General features: G+C 49.2%; 18 protein-coding genes. 7 read left to right on the top strand and 11 right to left on the bottom strand.

Annotated features, from left to right (window positions below; translation table 11 throughout):
* Positions 1–42: 42 nt before the first annotated feature.
* Together HYX70_02215 and HYX70_02210 are read left to right on the top strand one after the other, a co-directional pair.
* On the top strand, positions 43–585 hold the full coding sequence (locus tag HYX70_02215) for a class I SAM-dependent methyltransferase (GenBank protein ID MBI2798097.1): 543 nt from the start codon (positions 43–45) through the stop codon (positions 583–585).
* A 133-nt stretch (positions 586–718) separates the two neighbouring features.
* Complete coding sequence (locus tag HYX70_02210; GenBank protein MBI2798096.1) at positions 719–1,267, top strand: hypothetical protein; 549 nt, start codon at positions 719–721, stop codon at positions 1,265–1,267.
* A 609-nt stretch (positions 1,268–1,876) separates the two neighbouring features.
* On the opposite strand, the gene HYX70_02205 is transcribed toward HYX70_02210, so the two are convergent.
* Together HYX70_02205 and polA are read right to left on the bottom strand one after the other, a co-directional pair.
* Positions 1,877–2,308: an NUDIX hydrolase gene (locus tag HYX70_02205; GenBank protein MBI2798095.1), complete on the bottom strand. Its 432-nt coding sequence runs from the start codon at positions 2,306–2,308 to the stop codon at positions 1,877–1,879.
* On the bottom strand, positions 2,305–5,088 hold the full coding sequence (gene polA, locus HYX70_02200; GenBank protein ID MBI2798094.1) for a DNA polymerase I: 2,784 nt from the start codon (positions 5,086–5,088) through the stop codon (positions 2,305–2,307). The genes HYX70_02205 and polA overlap by 4 nt, the downstream gene beginning before the upstream one ends.
* Positions 5,089–5,144: 56 nt before the next feature.
* Here polA and HYX70_02195 point away from each other — a divergent pair, with 56 nt between their 5' ends.
* Both HYX70_02195 and HYX70_02190 read left to right on the top strand, forming a co-directional pair.
* Complete coding sequence (locus HYX70_02195; protein ID MBI2798093.1) at positions 5,145–5,531, top strand: hypothetical protein; 387 nt, start codon at positions 5,145–5,147, stop codon at positions 5,529–5,531.
* Positions 5,528–5,992, top strand: coding sequence for a GNAT family N-acetyltransferase (locus tag HYX70_02190; protein ID MBI2798092.1), 465 nt, complete (start codon positions 5,528–5,530; stop codon positions 5,990–5,992). The genes HYX70_02195 and HYX70_02190 overlap by 4 nt, the downstream gene beginning before the upstream one ends.
* Positions 5,993–6,109: 117 nt before the next feature.
* Here the strand turns inward: HYX70_02190 and rpoD are convergent, their stop codons facing one another.
* The 5 genes from rpoD to HYX70_02165 all read right to left on the bottom strand — a co-directional run bounded on the left by rpoD (position 6,110) and on the right by HYX70_02165 (position 12,466).
* Positions 6,110–7,306: an RNA polymerase sigma factor RpoD gene (gene rpoD, locus HYX70_02185; GenBank protein ID MBI2798091.1), complete on the bottom strand. Its 1,197-nt coding sequence runs from the start codon at positions 7,304–7,306 to the stop codon at positions 6,110–6,112.
* Positions 7,307–7,377: 71 nt separating this feature from the next.
* A complete protein-coding gene (locus HYX70_02180) occupies positions 7,378–9,129 on the bottom strand; it encodes a DNA primase (GenBank protein ID MBI2798090.1) in 1,752 nt (583 codons plus the stop codon).
* Between the two features lie 149 nt (positions 9,130–9,278).
* Positions 9,279–9,845, bottom strand: coding sequence for a hypothetical protein (locus tag HYX70_02175; protein MBI2798089.1), 567 nt, complete (start codon positions 9,843–9,845; stop codon positions 9,279–9,281).
* 473 nt (positions 9,846–10,318) lie between these two features.
* Positions 10,319–11,521: a hypothetical protein gene (locus HYX70_02170; GenBank protein ID MBI2798088.1), complete on the bottom strand. Its 1,203-nt coding sequence runs from the start codon at positions 11,519–11,521 to the stop codon at positions 10,319–10,321.
* 45 nt (positions 11,522–11,566) lie between these two features.
* Entirely contained in the window at positions 11,567–12,466 is a 900-nt protein-coding gene (locus tag HYX70_02165) for an arginase (GenBank protein ID MBI2798087.1), read from the bottom strand.
* Between the two features lie 56 nt (positions 12,467–12,522).
* Between HYX70_02165 and murE the strand changes: the two genes are divergently transcribed.
* Together murE and HYX70_02155 are read left to right on the top strand one after the other, a co-directional pair.
* On the top strand, positions 12,523–13,851 hold the full coding sequence (murE, locus tag HYX70_02160; GenBank protein ID MBI2798086.1) for a UDP-N-acetylmuramyl-tripeptide synthetase: 1,329 nt from the start codon (positions 12,523–12,525) through the stop codon (positions 13,849–13,851).
* 3 nt (positions 13,852–13,854) lie between these two features.
* Positions 13,855–14,559: a class I SAM-dependent methyltransferase gene (locus tag HYX70_02155; protein MBI2798085.1), complete on the top strand. Its 705-nt coding sequence runs from the start codon at positions 13,855–13,857 to the stop codon at positions 14,557–14,559.
* Here HYX70_02155 and HYX70_02150 read toward each other — a convergent pair.
* The 4 genes from HYX70_02150 to HYX70_02135 form a co-directional block, all read right to left on the bottom strand.
* Complete coding sequence (locus HYX70_02150; protein MBI2798084.1) at positions 14,549–15,046, bottom strand: VIT1/CCC1 transporter family protein; 498 nt, start codon at positions 15,044–15,046, stop codon at positions 14,549–14,551. The two genes, HYX70_02155 and HYX70_02150, sit on opposite strands and share 11 nt — an antisense overlap.
* 119 nt (positions 15,047–15,165) lie before the next feature.
* Entirely contained in the window at positions 15,166–15,669 is a 504-nt protein-coding gene (locus HYX70_02145) for a hypothetical protein (GenBank protein ID MBI2798083.1), read from the bottom strand.
* Positions 15,662–16,315 carry a hypothetical protein gene (locus tag HYX70_02140; protein ID MBI2798082.1) on the bottom strand — a complete coding sequence of 218 codons (654 nt, stop codon included), beginning with the start codon at positions 16,313–16,315 and terminating at the stop codon, positions 15,662–15,664. Before HYX70_02140 ends, HYX70_02145 begins: the two co-directional genes overlap by 8 nt.
* The gene (locus HYX70_02135; GenBank protein MBI2798081.1) at positions 16,312–16,752 is read right to left on the bottom strand and encodes a hypothetical protein; all 441 of its coding nucleotides are present in this window, start codon (positions 16,750–16,752) and stop codon (positions 16,312–16,314) included. The genes HYX70_02140 and HYX70_02135 overlap by 4 nt, the downstream gene beginning before the upstream one ends.
* Before the next feature lie 88 nt (positions 16,753–16,840).
* On the opposite strand from HYX70_02135, the gene HYX70_02130 reads away from it, so the two are divergent.
* On the top strand, positions 16,841–18,313 hold the full coding sequence (locus tag HYX70_02130; protein ID MBI2798080.1) for an LCP family protein: 1,473 nt from the start codon (positions 16,841–16,843) through the stop codon (positions 18,311–18,313).
* The last annotated feature ends 169 nt before the right edge of the window (positions 18,314–18,482 follow it).

Raw genomic sequence — 18,482 nt, 5'->3', positions numbered from 1 at the left:
GTTGCTGGCATAGGCTAGCAACCCGATCCCTGGAGTTTTGACATGACCAACACCAATATGGATACAACCGAAGACATGACTGCCTACACCCACTCGGCGGTCTGGTACGACACTCTCTATGAGAGCCTCAAGGACTACAGCGTCGAGGCCAGCCGAGTGCTCGAAATCGCCGAGCAAAGGACCGGCAAGCACCCTCGTGACATGAGCTTGCTCGACGTGGCCTGCGGCACTGGCCTGCACCTGCAGCATCTCGCCGCCTGGTTCAGCAAGGTGGTCGGCATTGACCTGTCTCCCCAACAGCTCGAGATGGCTCGCAAGCGCCTGCCAGAGGTCAACTTGATCTGTGCCGACATGCTCACCTTCAGCTTGAGTACCCCGGGCTTCCTTGACCGCAACCCGTCGTTCTTCGATGTGGTGACATGCCTGTTCAGCTCGATCGGCTACATGCGTGATACCGAACAGCTGGAAGTTGCGATCATGAACTTGGCTCGACACCGCAACACCGGCGGCGTCATCATCGTGGAGCCCTGGCTCACGCCCGACACCTACGACGAAGTAGTCGGTCCACCACAAATTCCAGGGTAGTCCTTTCCACCGAAAGGTGGATGGGGCCTCCCCCAAGTACTTAATTCGCTCTCCAGCGAATGAGTGTTTAGGGGAGGAGCATTCCTCTACCTTTACAATCGACAACCATACTACTCACGAAAGGGGTGCTCACATGAAGCGCCTACCGATACTCATCCCGTTCATCCTGGCTGCCGCCTCTTGCACCGGCCAGGCCGGTCCGAACGACAGCGCCCCTACCAAGACCATCTGCCCGCCCGATCAGGTCAGCGGCAATGTGGTGTTCTACGGGCCCAACGACCCGTGCCCGCCATCGAAGACGACAGTGGTTTCCCCCCACTTCGGTGGCACCATCCCGGATGTGCGAGGCTGCCCGCCTATGACCGAGGGCGATCCAAGGAAGCTGGATCCTGGTAGCAAATGCTCGAGCGTGTTCAACAACCCGGCGGTGGTATGCGAGGCACGAGGCAACTGCGATGTGGTGCCACCGCGCTACTGCATCCAAGACCCCACGCCTCCCTGCATCCCACCCGCCACGGTTCCTGGAGTATCTGATCGGGGCACGGTCCCGCCAGGATCAGTGCCCGAGCCAGGAGCCTGCGACAGTACCAACTGCCGGCCTGCTGGCAAAGATGCGAGTCAAGACCCTGACCAAGGCTGTTGTGAGCCCGGTCGCTGTCCCCCGCGTTGCCCAAGCATGTAGCACAATTCCGGCACCTGCCCGGAGGGAGCGCAATGCAAAGTATGGTTGTCGTTCTCCCAAACAGTTTAACGTGTTAAATTGTTTGGGAGGATGTCAGTTCGATATCCCGCAACCCGACAATCACCAAGAAGGAGTGATTCATGGAGGCGCATGCCCATAATGAAGCTGAGTTAAACGCGATCTATCGCAGGCGACTCAGAATCTTGATCATCATCTTCTTAACCATCGGTGCAATACTGATGGTTCTGGCGATGCTTGGAGCTCGTCAGCGCGTTAAGGAGTGCAAGGCGACTACTCCTCTAGCCAAGTCGTAAATGGCAACGTGGTCTACGACGACCCCAACTGCCACTACTGACATGGGCTGCCTTGGAGACATGCTTCGGGGCATATGGAAGGGCTTTTGGCTACTCATATGCTTAGGCCTCATCGCCAGCGTATTCGTAGTACTGCTCGACCGCTGCACCGCCCAACCACCCTCACCACGACCATACCCTCAAGGAGGTGTTCACGAAGAGCCACCTCTGGCTCGGTAGAGTGCTTTCGCCAACCTCCGTGATTGTCGCTCTCCCTAAGATCCGAGATCTCTCGACTACGCTCGAGATGACAATGTCAGGTTTTTGGGAGAGAGCTTAAAAACTCAATAGCAACTGATCTATCTGGTTCCATGACCGGCAGCTTTTGTATTTCGTTCAGATTAACCCACTTAAAATCATCGTGCTCATCGCTTAACACAACCCTATCTGTCTTGGCTTCACAGATCATGAATACAGCCACAATGTGGTTTTTAACGCCCTTGATCTCTGGCCACCACTCACCTACTTGTAGTGGCTTAGTAGTCTTAACCTTAAGCCCCGTCTCCTCTAAGATCTCACGGTCCAGAGCATCGTAAAACGACTCGTCGGGTTCTATTCTGCCGCCCACCAGGCCATACTGGCCAATATTGTTGCCATCTTCATATTTGCCGCCCTCGCGCACCACCAATACCTTGTTTTTGTATGCAATTACAGCCTTGGCAGCAACCCGTAAGTTTACATTGTTCACTCTAGCTCTCCCCAGCTGGTGCCGACCTTTAACCCAACCTCAATTGGTACCGCAAATTTGTGCACTCCTATCATTTCTTTACTCATAATCTCGCCCACCTCTTTGGCCTGAGATTTTTTGCATTCTACTATCAATTCGTCGTGAATCTGTAAGATTATACCGGCACCGTTGGGTAAAACTTTGTGGATCCGTATCATGGCCAGCTTAATCATATCGGCCGCCGTACCCTGCAAGGGCATGTTCACGGCTGCGCGCTCGGCGGCACTGCGGATAACAAAGTTATTCGACTTAACATCGGGGCAGGGCCGGCGCCGACCAAAATAGGTTTCGGTAAACTGTTGTCTGTGAGCCAACTTCTTTATCCTTTCAATATAGTCGGCCACGCCTTTACGTAGGTTAAAGTAGCGGTCTATAAACTCCTTGGCTTGATCGTAATCTAGCTTGGCGGCCACGCTCAAGCCGTGCGGGCTCATGCCGTACAGCACGCCAAAGTTGATGGTTTTGGCGCCATAACGTTGCTGTGGAGTTACCTCTTCGGGTTTAATACCAAACATCTCGGCTGCTGTGGCGGTGTGAATATCCAGGTGCTCACGAAAGGTCTTGATCATTGGCTTATCGTCGGCTAGAGCGGCCGCCAAGCGCAGCTCTATCTGATTGTAGTCGGCACTTACCAACACATTGCCCTCATCGGCCACAAAGGCCTTGCGGATTTCACGACCTAAGACGGTGCGAACCGGGATATTTTGCAGGTTGGGATTGGTGCTATTAAGCCGGCCGGTTTGGGCAATGGTCTGGTTGTAGCTAGTGTGGATTTTGCCGTCTTTGGCTACAGCGTTAGGCAAGGCATCGACATAGGTGCTCTTAAGCTTAGTTAGTTCACGATACTCGAATAAATGTTCAATAATATCGTGTACGCCACGCAGTTTTTCGAGCTCGCTAGCTGCCGTAGAATAGCCGGTCTTGGTCTTCTTGAGTCCTGCGGTTTCGATCTTGAGCGTGTTAAATAAAATCTCTTGAAGTTGGCCAGGACTATTGATGTTGAACGGCTGCCCTGCCAACTTCCAGATGGCTTTCTGGCATTTGTCGATATCGCCATCAATTTGTTTGGCAAATTTGGCCAAGAACTTAACGTTGAGGGTCACGCCCGTAAGTTCCATATCGCCCAGCACTTCAATAAGCGGCCACTCGAAGGTCTTAGCTACCTCGGTTAGTTTACCAAGCTTTTTAAGATCGGCTTGCAGCTTGTGGTACAAACGAAGCGCAATATCGGCGTCTTCGGCAGCGTACTGGCCAGCCTGCGAGACATCGGTTTGGCCAAAGTGGAGCTGGTTTTTGCCCTTGGAGCCGATTAGCTCAGTAATTTCGATCATGCGAATACCTAGGTCACTATAGGCTAGCTCGGTCAGGCTCTGAGCTCGCCCAATTGGGTTGATTAGAAAAGCCGCCACCATAGTGTCGAACACAATCGGGGTTAGCTTAACGCCAGCTCGATTCATAATCTGGTAGTCGTACTTAATATTGTGCCCAACTTTGCCAATTTTGGGGTCTTCCAAGATCGGTTTGAGAGCTTTTATTACCAGCTCCAAAGGCAATTGCCCACCGGCCAGATCGACTGGAGCATCTTGGGCCATAAGCACAAAGTCTATGTCGTCTGGCTTGGTCTGTACATGTCCAACTGGCACATAGTAAGCCTCGCCCTCGTGCACCGCAAAGCTTAGGCCTACCAAGTCGGCCTTAATTACATCGGTATCGGTGGTCTCTGTATCAAACGAAATAACTTTGGCTTTAGAAAGCAGCTCGACTAATTTTTTTAAATCTGCCTCAGTTTGCACAATCTTGTAATTAGCACTTACCAAGTGTGAACGCTCGAGCTTTTCGCTGTTGGTTTCGGTTTCTACCAAGCCCTTGCCACCTGGCGGTGTCGGCAATTTAGCCAGCAAGCTCTTAAACTCTAGCTTTTGGAATAGGTCGTAGACCTTCTGGCGGTCAAAGTCGTGAGTTGTCGCCCTCTTAAGATCAAAGTCGAGCTTCATATCGCGCACAATTCGTGATAAATCTAGGCTCAAATAGGCGCTTTCCCGCCCGGCCTCGAGCTTTTTGACTACAGCTGGCCTAATATTGTCGAGATTTTTGTATATGTTATCGAGTGATTGATACTTGGCTACTAGCTCGGTGGCGGTTTTATCGCCAATGCCGGCCACACCAGGAATGTTGTCGCTGCTATCACCCTTGAGAGCTTTGTAGACCACGAATTCTTCTGGTGTAACACCATATTTTTCATGCACCATTTTGGGATCGAAAATCACAGTGTCGGTAAAGCCCTTGCGCATGGTATAAACACTCACGCGATCACTCACCAGCTGCAATTCATCCATGTCACCAGTTACAATCACTACATCGGCTTGCGCCCGGTACTTTTCGGCCAGGCTACCAATAATGTCATCGGCCTCGTAGCCAACCTGCTCGATTAGCGGAATGTTAAAGGCCTCAATTAGATCCTTGGTAATCGGCAGTTGGTCGTATAGCTCCTGGTCGGCCTTTTGTCGGGTGCCTTTGTAGTCTTTGAACTGTTTGTGGCGGAATGTGGGCCCTGGCGCATCCCAAGCTACAGCCACATAGTCGGGCTTGAGCTCGCGCAGCGCCAAAAGCATCATAGTAGCAAAGCCAAACACGGCGTTGGTGGGGGTACCATCTTTGGTGGTTAAATACGGAATGGCGTGATAGCCACGATGCACCAGGGCATGGCCATCGAAAATTACAAATTTAGGGCGCTTGGACATGTAGTTATTATACCCGATGGATAGCATAATCAGATAGCATATGCTTTAATTATGGTATGAACGATCCAGCTCAAGCCAATTTATTTGAAACGAACACTGCAGAGAAAGCCAGCGCAGCTGCTCGCAATCAGTTAACTCCCGATGCCAAAGAGCAGCGCCTGAAAAATGATCTGTTGAATATTAGACAAGCTCAGGAAGCTGCAGCGAGACCCGAGAGAGTACCTAGTGAGCAGGCTATCCAGCAAGGCAAGGCTCAAGATCCCGAAGCTGTGGCCAACGACACAACTAATAAAGCCGTTGATAGAGAAACACTTAAGGCCGATGCGCGCGCTAAGCTGGCAGCAGCGCGACAAAGGCAAGAACAGGCCGATCGGCAGCGTGGACGCCTGCCAGATCGCCCACCAAATCCCAATCCAGAAGGTCTCCCTGCTAGTAATCAATGAATACCAAGATAAGTTTTCGTCCTTTATCTCGAGCTGATTTCGATTGGTTTCCTGTGTGGCTGAATGCACCCGAAGTGAAAAAATGGTGGCATGAGCCGTCAACACCAGAAGCAATTGAAGAAAAATACGGACCTAGAGTTGAAGGCAAAAGTGCAACAAGCTGCTTTGTGGTGGTGGCAGATAATACACCCATTGGTATGACCCAATCTTATTGGGTTAAAGATTATAAGGATTATGCAGAAGCTGTGAAACTCAATGATAGCGTAGGTATGGATTGGTTTATTGGCAACGAAAGTTATCTGGGCAAAGGCCTTGGGCCAGCGATAGCCATAAAGTTTACCAAGGATGTGGTGTTAGAGAAATATCACGATGTTAAATTCATAGTGGCTAGTCCAAGCATTCATAACGCTCGCTCCATGCATGTGCTCGAGAAGGCTGGCTCGAAAAGCGACAGGTCATGAACGTACCCGGCGAAAAAGATCCCGAGCAACTTATGGTTTTGCCGATCTAAAAAGACCCTCATACGAGGGTCTTTTTAGATACAGATCCTTCGACTATGCTCAGGGCGACACTCCGTGTTAGCTTATGTAGTCTTTGAGTCGTTTGCTGTCTTTGTGTTTACGCAGCTTGGTTAAAGCTTTGGCTTCTATTTGGCGAATGCGCTCGCGAGTGACACCAAATTCTTGGCCTACTTCCTCAAGCGTGTGGCTGCGACCGTCTTCGAGCCCAAAGCGCATGCGTAGAATCTTTTGTTCACGCGGCGTAAGCAAACCTAAGGTGTCATCGATATGTTCTTTGAGCAACTCATAAGTTGCAGCCTCTTCGGGGCTCACGGTGTCTTCGTCTTGAATAAAGTCACCCAAAGAGCTATCTTCGTCCTCACCTACGGTGGCATCTAAGCTGGTGGTGTCTTGAGAGATCTTTAGAATGTGGTTGACCTTTTCAACGTCGATTTCCATTTCGGTACCGATTTCTTCGGGCAACGGCTCGCGACCCAGCTCTTGAGTAAGTCGACGCTGAGTTCGAATAAGTTTATTGATCGTTTCGACCATGTGGACCGGTATGCGAATCACCCGGGCCTGGTCGGCAATGGCACGGGTTATAGCTTGGCGAATCCACCAAGTAGCATAGGTGCTAAACTTAAAGCCCTTGGTGTAGTCGAACTTTTCAACTGCCCGCAACAAGCCAGTATTACCCTCTTCTATAAGATCTAACAGATCGAGCCCGCGACCAATGTATTTTTTGGCAATACTAACCACCAAACGCAAGTTGGCTTCGGCCAAGGCGTCTTTGGCCGATTTATCGCCTTTTTCGATCCGTTTGGCTAACCCAACCTCTTCTTCGGCCGAAATTAGTGGGATCTTGCCAATCTCGCGCAGATAAAGCCGCACTGAGTCGTCGGCAATATCTTTTATATAATCATCACTAGTGGCATTCTCGATGTCCTCGTCGGGTTCGGTAGCCCAGATAAGCTTGTCTTTTTGATCGGTAATTTCGATTCCCTGATCGATCAACAGCGAGTACAGATCATCGAGAGCATCGACATGCTCCTCGGCATCGGGCACAGTAGCCATAATTTCTTGTTGGGTAACAAACCCCTGCTCGCGGCCTTTTGCAAGCAGGCTTTCTACCTCGGGCGACAGTTCTTTTGTAACCTCGTCGTCAACGGCCTTCTTGGCTGCTGGCCTTTTGGCTGGTGCTTTTTTTGGCACAGGTTTGGATGTAGGTTTTTTGTTGGCCTTAAGCTTAGTAGCTCTCGTGGCTTTTTGAGGCATGGGTACTCCTTTCAAATAATTAGTTTCAAACTCCCAGGCTTAAATGTGGATTATTAAGACAAATTAATAAACTACTCTTCGTTGAGTAAGGCTTGGTATTTCTTTAAGATCTTTTGGGCTTTGGTTTGATCGTGGGCGGCTTCAGCTTCGGCTAGAGCCTTGCTCAATGACCGCTTATTAAGTTGTGTTTGTAAATTCTGCAAGCGTAACACTTGGGAATGGGCTTCAACCCTTACGTCATGTTCCGACAGATCGGAATACGTTTGTTCTCCCCGTAACATCAGAATTTTACCATAATTTGCCCTATCTTGCAATTGCTTCTCGAGATCGGCGCTGGTTAGCTTCGGTTTTTTAATTAATGCCTCAAAGTAAGGCCGAAACAACTCAGTAATTTTGGTAGGCTCTATGTCGATTAAGACTTCACGGGTTTCTGGCCTAGCCAACAAAAGCTCAGCCAACTCTCGCTCCAACTTTTCTTGTCTGGTTAGCTTTCGCTCACGAATTGGCTGGGGTGTGTTTTGTCCCACCTGGGCTTTGGGCTGTTTAGGGTCGCTGTTGGTCTTATTGAGCTGTTCCCGCAGCGAATTTTCACCAACGTCTAGGGTTTGGGCAATAGTTTTTATGTAGTGATCACGCTCCACCTCGTCTTCAAAACCACCAAGCATAGGCAACAAAAACTTGGCCAGCTGTTTTTTACCTAGTGCGGTTTTGTAGTTAAAGTTAGCTTTGGCCCACTTGAGCAAATAGTCGGGTGCGTACAGAGCTTTCTGCACGGCCTCGGCCCAAGCTTGTTTGTTCTTACTCACTAGCTCGTCGGGGTCTTTGGCCCCTTTGAGCTCAATCACCCGCAAACGAATATCCATACCTTGAGCCAACTCAATCGTCCTTTGAGTGGCCGCTATCCCAGCACTATCGCTATCGAAGCAAATGTACACATTGTGGGTTAGATAAGATAGCGTTTTGAGCTGCTGCGTAGTTAGAGCGGTGCCGCTGCTGGCCACCGCATTGCCATAGCCGGCATTAGCGAGCGCTAGCACATCGACATTACCCTCTACAATTACCACGCTATCGGTGTTACGGATCGATTCTTTGGCCTGGTATAGGCCATAAATTGCCGTCGATTTATCGTAAACCAGCGTTTGCGGTGTGTTTATGTACTTGGCTGCCTTGGCCTCTCCTAGCAAACGGGCGCTAAAGCCAACCACTCTACCCTGGCTATCGAAGACCGGAAACATGACGCGGCCACGAAAGCTATCAAATACAGATTTGCCGCCAGCTTTGCTGCTAACCAAGCCAGCCTCCTTAAGTTCGCCGTTAGTGAATCCTCGCTTGACCAAAAAGTTTGTCAAAGAATCCCAGCTGTCTGGGCTATAGCCTAGTTTGTATTGTTTTAATGTTGCGGCACCAAGGCCTCTTTCTTTCACAAAATAACTGCGGGCATGCTCATTACGTGACAGGCAAAGGTGATAATATTTCATGGCCAGCTCTAAGGCCTCGTACAGCCTGGCTTTTTTGCCAACATTGCGGGCTTGAGCAGCCGAGCGCAGTTTTAGAGTCACCCCAGCCCGGCGAGCCAGCATCTCCAGAGCGTCGCGAAACTCCAGCCCCTCCATGAGCATAACAAAGCTAATTACATCGCCGCCTTGATCGCTACTAAAGTCGTGCCAAATGCTCTTTTCGGGGCTAACAATAAAGCTAGGGGTTTTCTCGGATTTAAATGGACTCAAGCCCTTAAAGTTACGGCCGGTTTGCTTGAGCGGCACGTAGCTGCCGATTACCTCAACAATATCGAGTCTGTTTTTTACCTCTTCGACCTCGTTCATAGAATCTATTATACCCACCAAAGCCGTATAAAATGCAAACAAGTTTTGGATAATAACTGAAAACGACCACCTGTTTGGTGGTCGCCCGTCCGGGCCGGAGTGATCGCTCACCCCGGCCCGGAGCCCCCTTTGTTGCCGCGAAGTTCAGCCTATGCGGGCTGCATCACCCTCGGAACCGTTCGAACGCTCCCGATCTCACCTGGCAGCGCCTCCCGGGTTCGCAGAGCTCTGCTGAAGGTTGGCGTTGTGTCACGCAGCTGTACTCCTGACTGGAGTAGCCGCGCCACGAAGCGCCCGTCCATCTTGAGCGCCCTCGACGCACCTTCGAGCACCTGCCTCGGACCGGCCGTGACAACTCGAGTTGCGTTGCGGGTGTAGAAGTCGGCGAGTTCAATCGTGTCGTTGAGCTGTTCGGGCAGCACGTCGAAGTGGGGCTGACTCAGCAGGTTGAGCGCCTTGAGCGCCACCTCCCGACTCTGCTCCAGTTCTGGTAGCTGGACGAAGGCCCACGCCGCCATGCTGAGCAGGCGGTCTTGATCGAGAACCTCTTTGATCGCCGCTTCCGATCGAGCCGTCGTCAACGAACGACGTCCGATCCTCTGCTTCAGCTCCTCGAGCAACTGCTCCTCAAGAGCCTTCCTGACCGCGGGTGATGATGTGACCTTGGCAGTCGCCTCGACGGCGAGTTGCTTCAGGTCTGCTATCCTCGTCTTCAAGTCGTCCTCCCCCCGCTCAGGCGTGCACAAGCACGGTCGAAGGAACGAGGTCGAATGTCTCGTGTGAGAGTGTCTTGGCGCGTCGGAAGCACCGAGCAAGCTGGGTGTCGCTGATCGCAACGCCTTGGCCCACCAGATAGTTCCGCCTGAGCACGCCGTACACCTCGACAGTGAGCTGTACGTTCAGGCCCGGGTCACGTTCGACTTGTCGCTGTCGCCGCGACCTCCCATCGAGCCATTCTTGGATCCGAAGATCCGCCTCACTGCACACCAGTTCGTGTGCAGCTTCGTTGAATACTCTCTCTCGTTTCACCGAAATCCTCCTCTTCGGTGTAGATGAATGTAAAGGGGTACATCTACCCTCACCCTCTGCCCCTACTCAGCTCCGTTGCTGATCCTGCAGTTGGGTAAAGATTCCTTATGGTATCACTAATAAATGCTTATGGCAAGGGCTAATTAGCTCTTAAGCTTGGCTACTTCCAGCGCCAGGTGTTAACCAAATTGTTGGCATTATTTTGAGCATTGGGAGTAGTGTAGTCCATGTCGATAGTAAAGCCAGTTACAGCCTTATCGTTGAATTTGTAGTTCTTGCCATTTACCAACACCAAGTACTTAACCTGGTTGTTGCCATTTTGGCTATAGACAATCTTGGAGGCATTCATGCCATCTAGCATCAGGCTGCTCACACTTGGCGAGCTCAGACTAGATTTAACACTGTTGGTAAACACATCTAGGTTATCGTAGCTGTCGGTTATCGGATTGACAGCTACTTTGTAGCCACCCTCGGTAGCGCTAAAGTTGCAAGCGCCACCGCTTGGGATAGTGTTGGTTTGGTAAGCTCCAAAACTGTAACAATCTTTATCGATCTTAACAAAGCCGGCGGGCATTACCGCCTCGTTCGAAGAGCTGGAACTTTGGCTGCCAGTTGAAGTTGCATCGTTTAGCTCAATGGCTGGCTTGCGGGCGGTTCGCCCGGTAATGTAAACGATTAAGCTAAGCAGCACGAATAGCCCGATTACGACTCCGGCGATTATTAAAACTAGTTTGAGCGGACTAAACTTAGGCTTGGGTGCCGTAGCTGCCATAAGGTTGGGGTCTAGCATGGCATCGTTAAGATCAGTTGGCAACCCAGACGGCGCTACTTCGGCTCCTGGTGGCATAGCCGCGGCTGTCACAGGTTCTGTTCCACCAGGCACCTGAGCTAACACGGGCTGAGCGGGTGTAATGCCATATTGGTTGGTAGCAGCTGGTGGTTCGGCTGCCGGTGGTACAGCTGGTTGTTCGGGCGATAATGACGGGGCTGCTTGCTGTTGATTCGAAAGATCAAGTGTATTGGCAGCCGGAGCTTGAGGTGCTGGCTGTTGAGCTGTCTCAGCCGGTACGCCAAGGGGCTGAGGAGCGGCTGGATTAGGAGCCACCCCGCCAGAGTAATCGGCACTAGCCAGCTGATGGGCTTCTAGGTCGGCTATTACTTGCCCGGGCGCAGGCACATCGGCAGGCTGCTGAGTATTAACCTCAGGTGCGGCTGGTGCTGGCTGAGCGGCCGCAGAATTATCAATCGCCGGCTGGGGAGCGGCTGGCTGTTGATTCTGCCAGTCATTACCCGGCACTGCTTGCTGAGCATCGGCACCGCCAGAATTAGGCAAAGGAAAAGTATTGTCGTGGTCGTTTTGCATGGTTAACTCGTTAATAAGAAGTATAACAATTTCAGAGTAAAATGGCTATGCTTGAAGCTTAGATTCGAGAGCCATGTATTGATTGTAAGCTGTCCACTGCCCGCCTAGCAATGCTACCACTAACTCCGAACCCAACTGAACGGTTTTGTTGTTCACATCACGATCAGGATTTACTTCGACCAAATCAATTGCTCGAATTTTATGCTTAGCTAAATATCGGCAAATATAGCTGGCTTCACGATAGCTCAAGCCGCCGGTATTTATTATACCCGTACCTGGCGCTTCGGCCACATCTATACCGTCAATATCTAGACTAACATGGACTGGTCGATCACCAATTGTGTGCAAAACTTTGGCCATCACCTCAGCTATGCCCAGGCTAATCACGTCATCCATTGTAAAATAAGTGATTTTTTTGGTATCTAAATATTCTTGCTCTGGGGGGTCTATGTCTTTTATGCCAATCAAAAACACCTCGTCGTAGCCAAATTTTTTAAGTTTAAAGTCCGAGTACAGCGAGTCGCCCATGGCAGTTGCCAACTGCAAGCCGTGTAGATTACGCGACTGAGTTGTATCCGGACCCAAACAGTCCGGGTGGGCATCGATATAGACAATACAGCCTTTCGGCCAAAGCTGCTTGCTGGCAAAAAAGCTGCCGTAGCTTACTGAGTGATCACCACCAATAGTAAGCATTGTGTCCTTGCTACCTACCTCGCCCACTGCTTGTTTATAAAGCCGCTTGTTAAAGTCGATTACACTAGAGTAGTTCTTGAGCCTTGAACTATCCTTTAGTTTTCTCTCTTCAACTGGCTGCAACTCTAAAAACTCTATGTGGTTATGGGTCAAACCATCTCGCAGACTAGTGCCCAGAATTACTGCCGGTGCTTTTTCGGCACCTGGACTACTGCTACCTAGTGATGTTGGCGCTGAGATTATTTTGAGCATTGCTTAATATTATAAGCAGACACAACCAAAATGCCACTTCGTTGTATAATAATTAGATGAAAGTTGTTAAAAAAGCCAAAGACTTGCTGCGACCAATATCGCCTAAGCCACTTATAAATGCCTTCCATTATGGAGAATCGCAAGTTGCTAGAGTCATGCGCGGCAACCCCACCAAGCACATGGTGGTAATAGGTATAGTTGGCAGCAAAGGTAAAACCACTACTGCCAATTTGCTATGGGCTGCGCTTAGCGGCACTGGTGCCAAGGTTGGCCAGATTGGCACAGCCAATATTCGCATTGGCGGCCAAGAAGAGCTAAACAAGCACCATATGACCCTACCAGGAGCCTTCGTTACCCAAAAGTACCTCAAGCAGATGGCAAAGGCCGGCTGCCAGTTTGCCGTTATGGAGGTGCCGAGCGAGGGCCAGACCCAGTATCGACACGTTGGCATTAACTTCGATGTACTGGTATTTACTAACGTTACCAAAGAGCTCATGGCGGCTCACAACTTTAGGCTGGATGTTTTACACAAGCACAACAAGCGTGTGTTCGCGCAGCTCGGCAAGAACCGACGTAAAAAACTCAATGGCAAAATCATTGCCAAGTTAATTGTGGTTAATCAAGATGCCAAAGACGCTACCGCCTACAGTGACTTTCCCAGTGATAAAAAGGTATTTTTTAGTGTTGACCAACCCAGTGAATACCGGGCGACCGATATTAAGTCTGGAGCCAAGGGTGTTGATTTTACAATCAAGGGCGTGGACTATCATATAAATCTTCTAGGTAAGATCAACGTTATAAACGCGGGCGGCGCTATCGCAGCTGCCCGTGAGCTAGGCGTGCTGCCTGGCCAGATTCAAAAAGGCTTTGATGGTCTAAACGTAGTGCCTGGACGAATGGAGCCCATAGATGTCGGGCAAAACTTTACCACCCTGGTAGATTACGCCCACGATCAGGCCAGTATGGCTGCGCTTGTGGACAGCGCCAAAGCCATGAGGCACAAAGACAGCAAGGTTATTGTGCTGCTTGGTGCCGAAGGTGGCGGTCGTGACGAAGCTAAACGGCCTGAGATGGGCGAAATTGTGGCTAAGAGTGCAGATTACGTAGTAGTTAGCAATGTTGACCCCTACGAAGACGACCCCATCAAGATAATCGAAGACGTGGCCGCAGGGGCCGAAAAAGCTGGCAAAAAGCGCGATAAAGATCTGTTTTGTATTGAGGATCGCCGCGAAGGCATTCGCAAAGCCCTAAAGCTAGCCCGCAAAGATGACTTGGTATTTATAACTGGTAAGGGCGCCGAACAGTCAATCGTAATCGATGGCAAGTCCCAAGCTTGGGACGATCGCAAAGTGGTACGCGAAGAGCTAGAAAAACTCAAAGGATAGCAAATGAGCGAAAAGCTTACTCCCCCGCCAGAATCAGAACCCGAGCAAGATGCGTTGCTTGATAAGCTCCAGAATTTTCAAACTTTTGTTGAAATTGGCCCAGGTGATTCGCCAGTAGCAGGCGCAGGTAATCTAAACTTTGCAGGCAATAGGCACTACATTGGTGTTGAAGCAGCTAGTCCAAATCAGACTAGTCAGGCTTCTAGATTGCGAGCAAATCATGAAAGTTTTGGAGCAGATTATGAACGTGAAAAACTCGATGGTTTTAAAGAAGTAGCAAGATCATTAAAAGAGGAGCTGCGCGACAGTAATTTAAACTTTGTGCAAGGTGATGGCACAAGCCTCCCCTTGCCAGACAGTTCTGTTGACCAGGTATTTATGTCCGATGTTGCAAACGAACTCTTTCATCTCCCTGGGGGACAAAGCTCCATAAAAAGCGAAACAGCTACTGACAACCTGGGGCGGCTGATATTGGAGGTCTCAAGGGTTCTTAGGCCAAACGGCTTGGTGGTGATTCGTAATTCTATTCCAGGACTGTCAGCACCAAATCTAGGTAAAACTATTCGCGAAAGTGGACTTGACGAGTACAGGCTAATCGACGAGAAATCTCAACTCCTTAACAAGCTTGAGAAAATGTATTACAACTCTAGCGCACATAATCCAACCTATTACTTAATTGCACGCAAAAATAGTCTAGCTACACCTTAAAGAAGATCCCCACCACAATTCCAATGATTGTGGCTATGCCGCCTATCAAAAGTACTTTTATACCAGACCGGATCAATGTTTTGCGCGTAAGCTGGCCTTTGATTAGGCCGAGCACAAATAGCCCCGCCGCCGCAAACACAATTGTGGCATATAGAGCTTGAGGTAGCGGGAGTGCGATTATTGGCAAAAGCGGTATTAAGCCAGCTAACAGGTAAGAAACAAACATTACTAGGCCTGCCACGGCTGGTTTTTGCTGTTTACTCCCCGGCTCTAAGTCGTGCTCGGTTTCCTCAGATATAAACTCACCGGCGGCCATTGAGAACGCTTCGACCGCAATAGCTACAATCCCTGCCAATATAACCACATTCTTATTGGTTGTGCCTACCGCCACCCCGGCAATCAAGCCAGTGGTCGACACCAGGCTGTCTTCGATGCCAAAAACTGAGCTGCGTATGTAGTGACTATTAAGTTTGCGCAATGAGTCCATGCTTAAAAGTATAATCGAAGCCAATAATATGCGCCAATTTTAATAACACTTACGCTTGAAATATATGCACCAAGCCTCAAGTCAAGACCAAGCTAGACAAATGAACAAATAACTAGAGCTTATGTATTATTTAACCAGTCTTGAACAGTCTTTAGGCTCAGTTCCAGTCGATCTTTGAAGTTACTGTCATCAATATGCAAATTCACAACACCAGAGTACTTCTTTAAAAATTCCTCATGATCAGCCAACCAGCTATCAATATGAGCCGTCTGGTCATAGCTCTTCTGAGTATACAAATCGTAGAGCTTATCGCGACTCAAGTCTAAACTAACCACAAAAGTTTTAAACTCCTTTGAAGTTAGCATCACTGCCTTTTCGTCCCACGATCTATCTACACTTGAGTCGTAAACAAATGGCTGCCCCTTATCGATCACGGCTTTGGCTCGTATGTCGCGCCTGCGAACGTATTCGGCCTGATCAAAATGGCCAAGATCCTCAATTACCTCACTCCGAATTGCATCGTTGCTTATGATTGGCAGGCTCAAATTCCCACTCAAATAGTGGGCAATTGGTGTTTTTCCACTGCCCGGTGCACCAGCAAATGTAATGCAGTACTTATTCACTAATTATCTCTTTAACAGCTTTAACCATCGCTGCTCGATCATCACCGCTAAAGTTATGATCACCAGGTAGATGTCTAATATCGGCTTTCAAGTTATCAAACTCTGTCTTGCCTAGAACATCATCGTTATTAGCAATAAACACATAAAGTGTGGTTTTATTTGAGAGGTCATTGTATAGTTTTTCCAAGCCTAAACCCCTAACACTACTAATAAACTCCGGGGTGATTTTTGTTTTGGTTCCATCACGCCGGGGGGCAATAATTGAGCCGTCTGACTCAACGGTTGCGCCTTGTCTATCCTTCCATTTTTTGGCTCTGTTAGAACTAACAACCTGCGGAGGTGTTATAAAAACGGTTTTTCTTGCAGGTATCCCCGAGAGGGCTGCTGCTACACAACCCTGAGAGTGATAAATAAGATCAATATTTGCATCAGGATTATTATTGGCCAGCTCATTGAATTTGCCCTTTAGCATTTCTGCCTGAACATCAATCGGTGTAGTGGTCATAGTGTTGGAGTCCTCATCAAAATCGTTATACTCAAACATTACATGTTCACAATCTGGCAGTGCACTTGCAATGTCTGTGAACTGACCCCGGTCATCCTTACGTACACCAAAACCATGAGAATACAGAATTATGTGCTTCATTCTTTGTGCGAGATTACTAGCAGACTTCGAACAACCATAATAATCACCAATACCACAATCAGCCAAATGTCTAACTGCCCGTTTAAAATCTGCAAAATTATCACCGTCGCTAGAACCACCACGGCTGCTAGGTAGGCTAAGTGCCCAGCCGTTTGGGGGTGTGTAACGACCATGTTGGCTGGTTTTTGGCGCCACAGCGAGGCCGCAAACAACACAATCGTAGTGCCGAATAAAATTAGTAGCACCATTTGGGCGGCCAAAGGCATAAACGCATAGAACGGCAAAATAAAGATTATACCTAAGCCAATAATCAGCAGCACAATAATAATGTCGGCAAAGCTGTGAGCCTTGTAGTCGACATCGGCAGTTTGCTTGGTGTGATTGGTGGAGCTATGTTTTTTCTTAAGTTCGTGCTTTTGATGACTGTTTTTACTCATAAACCAAGTATACAACAAAAGTAACCACTAGCGTTTTCGGTTTATTTCTGTCACTGTTACAGCAATTCTTCGTTATAATAGAATCTACATGAAAAAGAAAAAGCGACCAGAGCCTTCATTTACCTACGACCCCGAGGCCGACAAGGCTAAATCCGCCAGCCGGCGGACAGGCAAAAAAACAGATCCCGACTTTATTTTTGATCCGACCGTGCAAGCCGATACCCCAACAGAACCGGCCGATCCGCTCGATATGAAAAACAACCTCGAAAAACCCGTAAAGAAGAAAAAGCGTTGGAAGAAGGTACTACTTACCGTCTTTTTGGTGCTGCTGGCAGCCGCAATTGCCTATGCCATCTATGCCCTGCTTCAGGTCTCCAAAATTTCAACCAATCCTTTTAATTTTGGTAAACTCAAGGGCGAAAACGAGGGCCGGGTAAACATTTTGCTACTCGGTGTTGGCGACCCTGGACACGATGGTGAACAACTCAGTGACACCAATATGGTTATGAGCGTTAATACCAAATCCAACCCTGTGCAGGTTTCGCTCATAAGCATTCCGCGTGACACCCGAGTTTATATACCTGGCCAAGGCTATGCCAAAATAAACCAAGCCAACTCCTACGGTGGGCCACAACTAGCCGAGCAGACCGTAAGCGAAACTCTAGGCATTCCTATCCAATATTACGTTACTGCTAATTTTACTGGCCTCAAACAAGCTGTTGATGCCGTAGGCGGCGTAGACATACGAAATAATGATAGCTTGAGCGATCCAGAATACCCCTGCGACAACAACCAGTGGCGTACCTGTGGCTTCAACCTAAAACCAGGCGATTACCGCATGGATGGCACTACAGCTCTCAAATATGCTCGTTGTCGCAAAGGTACCTGCGGCGACGATTATGGCCGAGCTGCTCGACAGCAACAGGTATTGCAGGCCATGCGCGAGAAGGCTCTAAGCCTACAAACCTTGTCTAATCCGGCCAAAGTTACAAACCTAATCAATACCGTTGGCAACAATGTAAAAACCGATCTCAGCCTCAATAACATGATGCGTCTGCGCGACCTTACCAAAGATGTTAAAACCAGCGATCTTATAAGTGTGGTATTCTCGACCAAACCTAACGGGTTTTTAAAGCAAGATCCATACAGCTCTGACTTGTTACCAGTGGCCGGTAACTTCGACAACATTCAGGCCTTTGTAAAAGACATATTCAGTCTTGGCCCAGTTTGGAAAGAGGAATCAAACGCGACAATCAAAAACGGCACCACCACGGTTGGCTTGGCTCTCAAGCTCAAGAGCAGGATCGACGCCGATGGCGACATAGTAACTATTGAATCAGTCGGTAATGCCAGTAGTAAAGATGCCACCGCCACCCAGATTATCGATTACACCGGCGGCCAAAAGCCTAACACAGCTGCATATTTAGAAAAAATGGTTGGCACTGGCGTAAAAGTTAGTCAACCGCCCGAGCCGGTTAAAAACCCAACTGTCGATTTTGAGGTTATATTAGGTAGCGATTACGCTCAAGCCCAAAAACCCACCACCAACGAAGCTCCATAATCGAAGAAGGGGCCGACCTAGGTAGTCGTGCCCCTTCTTGTGAACAACGAGTTACCCCGTCCTTCACTTCGTCTCGTAGATGGCCTGCCCCACGATGCCAGCGAACACTCCAGCGGCGAAGCAGACAAGCCCGAAGACGAGCTTCTTCATTTTCTCACCTCCTCGGTGA

Source organism: Candidatus Saccharibacteria bacterium (genome assembly GCA_016191105.1).
Lineage (GTDB): Bacteria > Patescibacteriota > Saccharimonadia > CAILAD01 > BJGX01 > JACPPH01.
This window is presented reverse-complemented; position numbering and strand designations above follow the sequence as displayed.

Excerpts from the sequence above, each read along its gene's own strand:
- HYX70_02215 (MBI2798097.1), top strand. The coding sequence starts at position 43 with ATGACCAACACCAATATGGATACAACCGAAGACATGACTGCCTACACC.
- HYX70_02210 (MBI2798096.1), top strand. The coding sequence starts at position 719 with ATGAAGCGCCTACCGATACTCATCCCGTTCATCCTGGCTGCCGCCTCT.
- polA (MBI2798094.1), bottom strand. The coding sequence starts at position 5,088 with ATGTCCAAGCGCCCTAAATTTGTAATTTTCGATGGCCATGCCCTGGTG.
- HYX70_02195 (MBI2798093.1), top strand. The coding sequence starts at position 5,145 with ATGAACGATCCAGCTCAAGCCAATTTATTTGAAACGAACACTGCAGAG.
- HYX70_02190 (MBI2798092.1), top strand. The coding sequence starts at position 5,528 with ATGAATACCAAGATAAGTTTTCGTCCTTTATCTCGAGCTGATTTCGAT.
- rpoD (MBI2798091.1), bottom strand. The coding sequence starts at position 7,306 with ATGCCTCAAAAAGCCACGAGAGCTACTAAGCTTAAGGCCAACAAAAAA.
- HYX70_02180 (MBI2798090.1), bottom strand. The coding sequence starts at position 9,129 with ATGAACGAGGTCGAAGAGGTAAAAAACAGACTCGATATTGTTGAGGTA.
- HYX70_02170 (MBI2798088.1), bottom strand. The coding sequence starts at position 11,521 with ATGCAAAACGACCACGACAATACTTTTCCTTTGCCTAATTCTGGCGGT.
- HYX70_02165 (MBI2798087.1), bottom strand. The coding sequence starts at position 12,466 with ATGCTCAAAATAATCTCAGCGCCAACATCACTAGGTAGCAGTAGTCCA.
- murE (MBI2798086.1), top strand. The coding sequence starts at position 12,523 with ATGAAAGTTGTTAAAAAAGCCAAAGACTTGCTGCGACCAATATCGCCT.
- HYX70_02155 (MBI2798085.1), top strand. The coding sequence starts at position 13,855 with ATGAGCGAAAAGCTTACTCCCCCGCCAGAATCAGAACCCGAGCAAGAT.
- HYX70_02150 (MBI2798084.1), bottom strand. The coding sequence starts at position 15,046 with ATGGACTCATTGCGCAAACTTAATAGTCACTACATACGCAGCTCAGTT.
- HYX70_02140 (MBI2798082.1), bottom strand. The coding sequence starts at position 16,315 with ATGAAGCACATAATTCTGTATTCTCATGGTTTTGGTGTACGTAAGGAT.
- HYX70_02135 (MBI2798081.1), bottom strand. The coding sequence starts at position 16,752 with ATGAGTAAAAACAGTCATCAAAAGCACGAACTTAAGAAAAAACATAGC.
- HYX70_02130 (MBI2798080.1), top strand. The coding sequence starts at position 16,841 with ATGAAAAAGAAAAAGCGACCAGAGCCTTCATTTACCTACGACCCCGAG.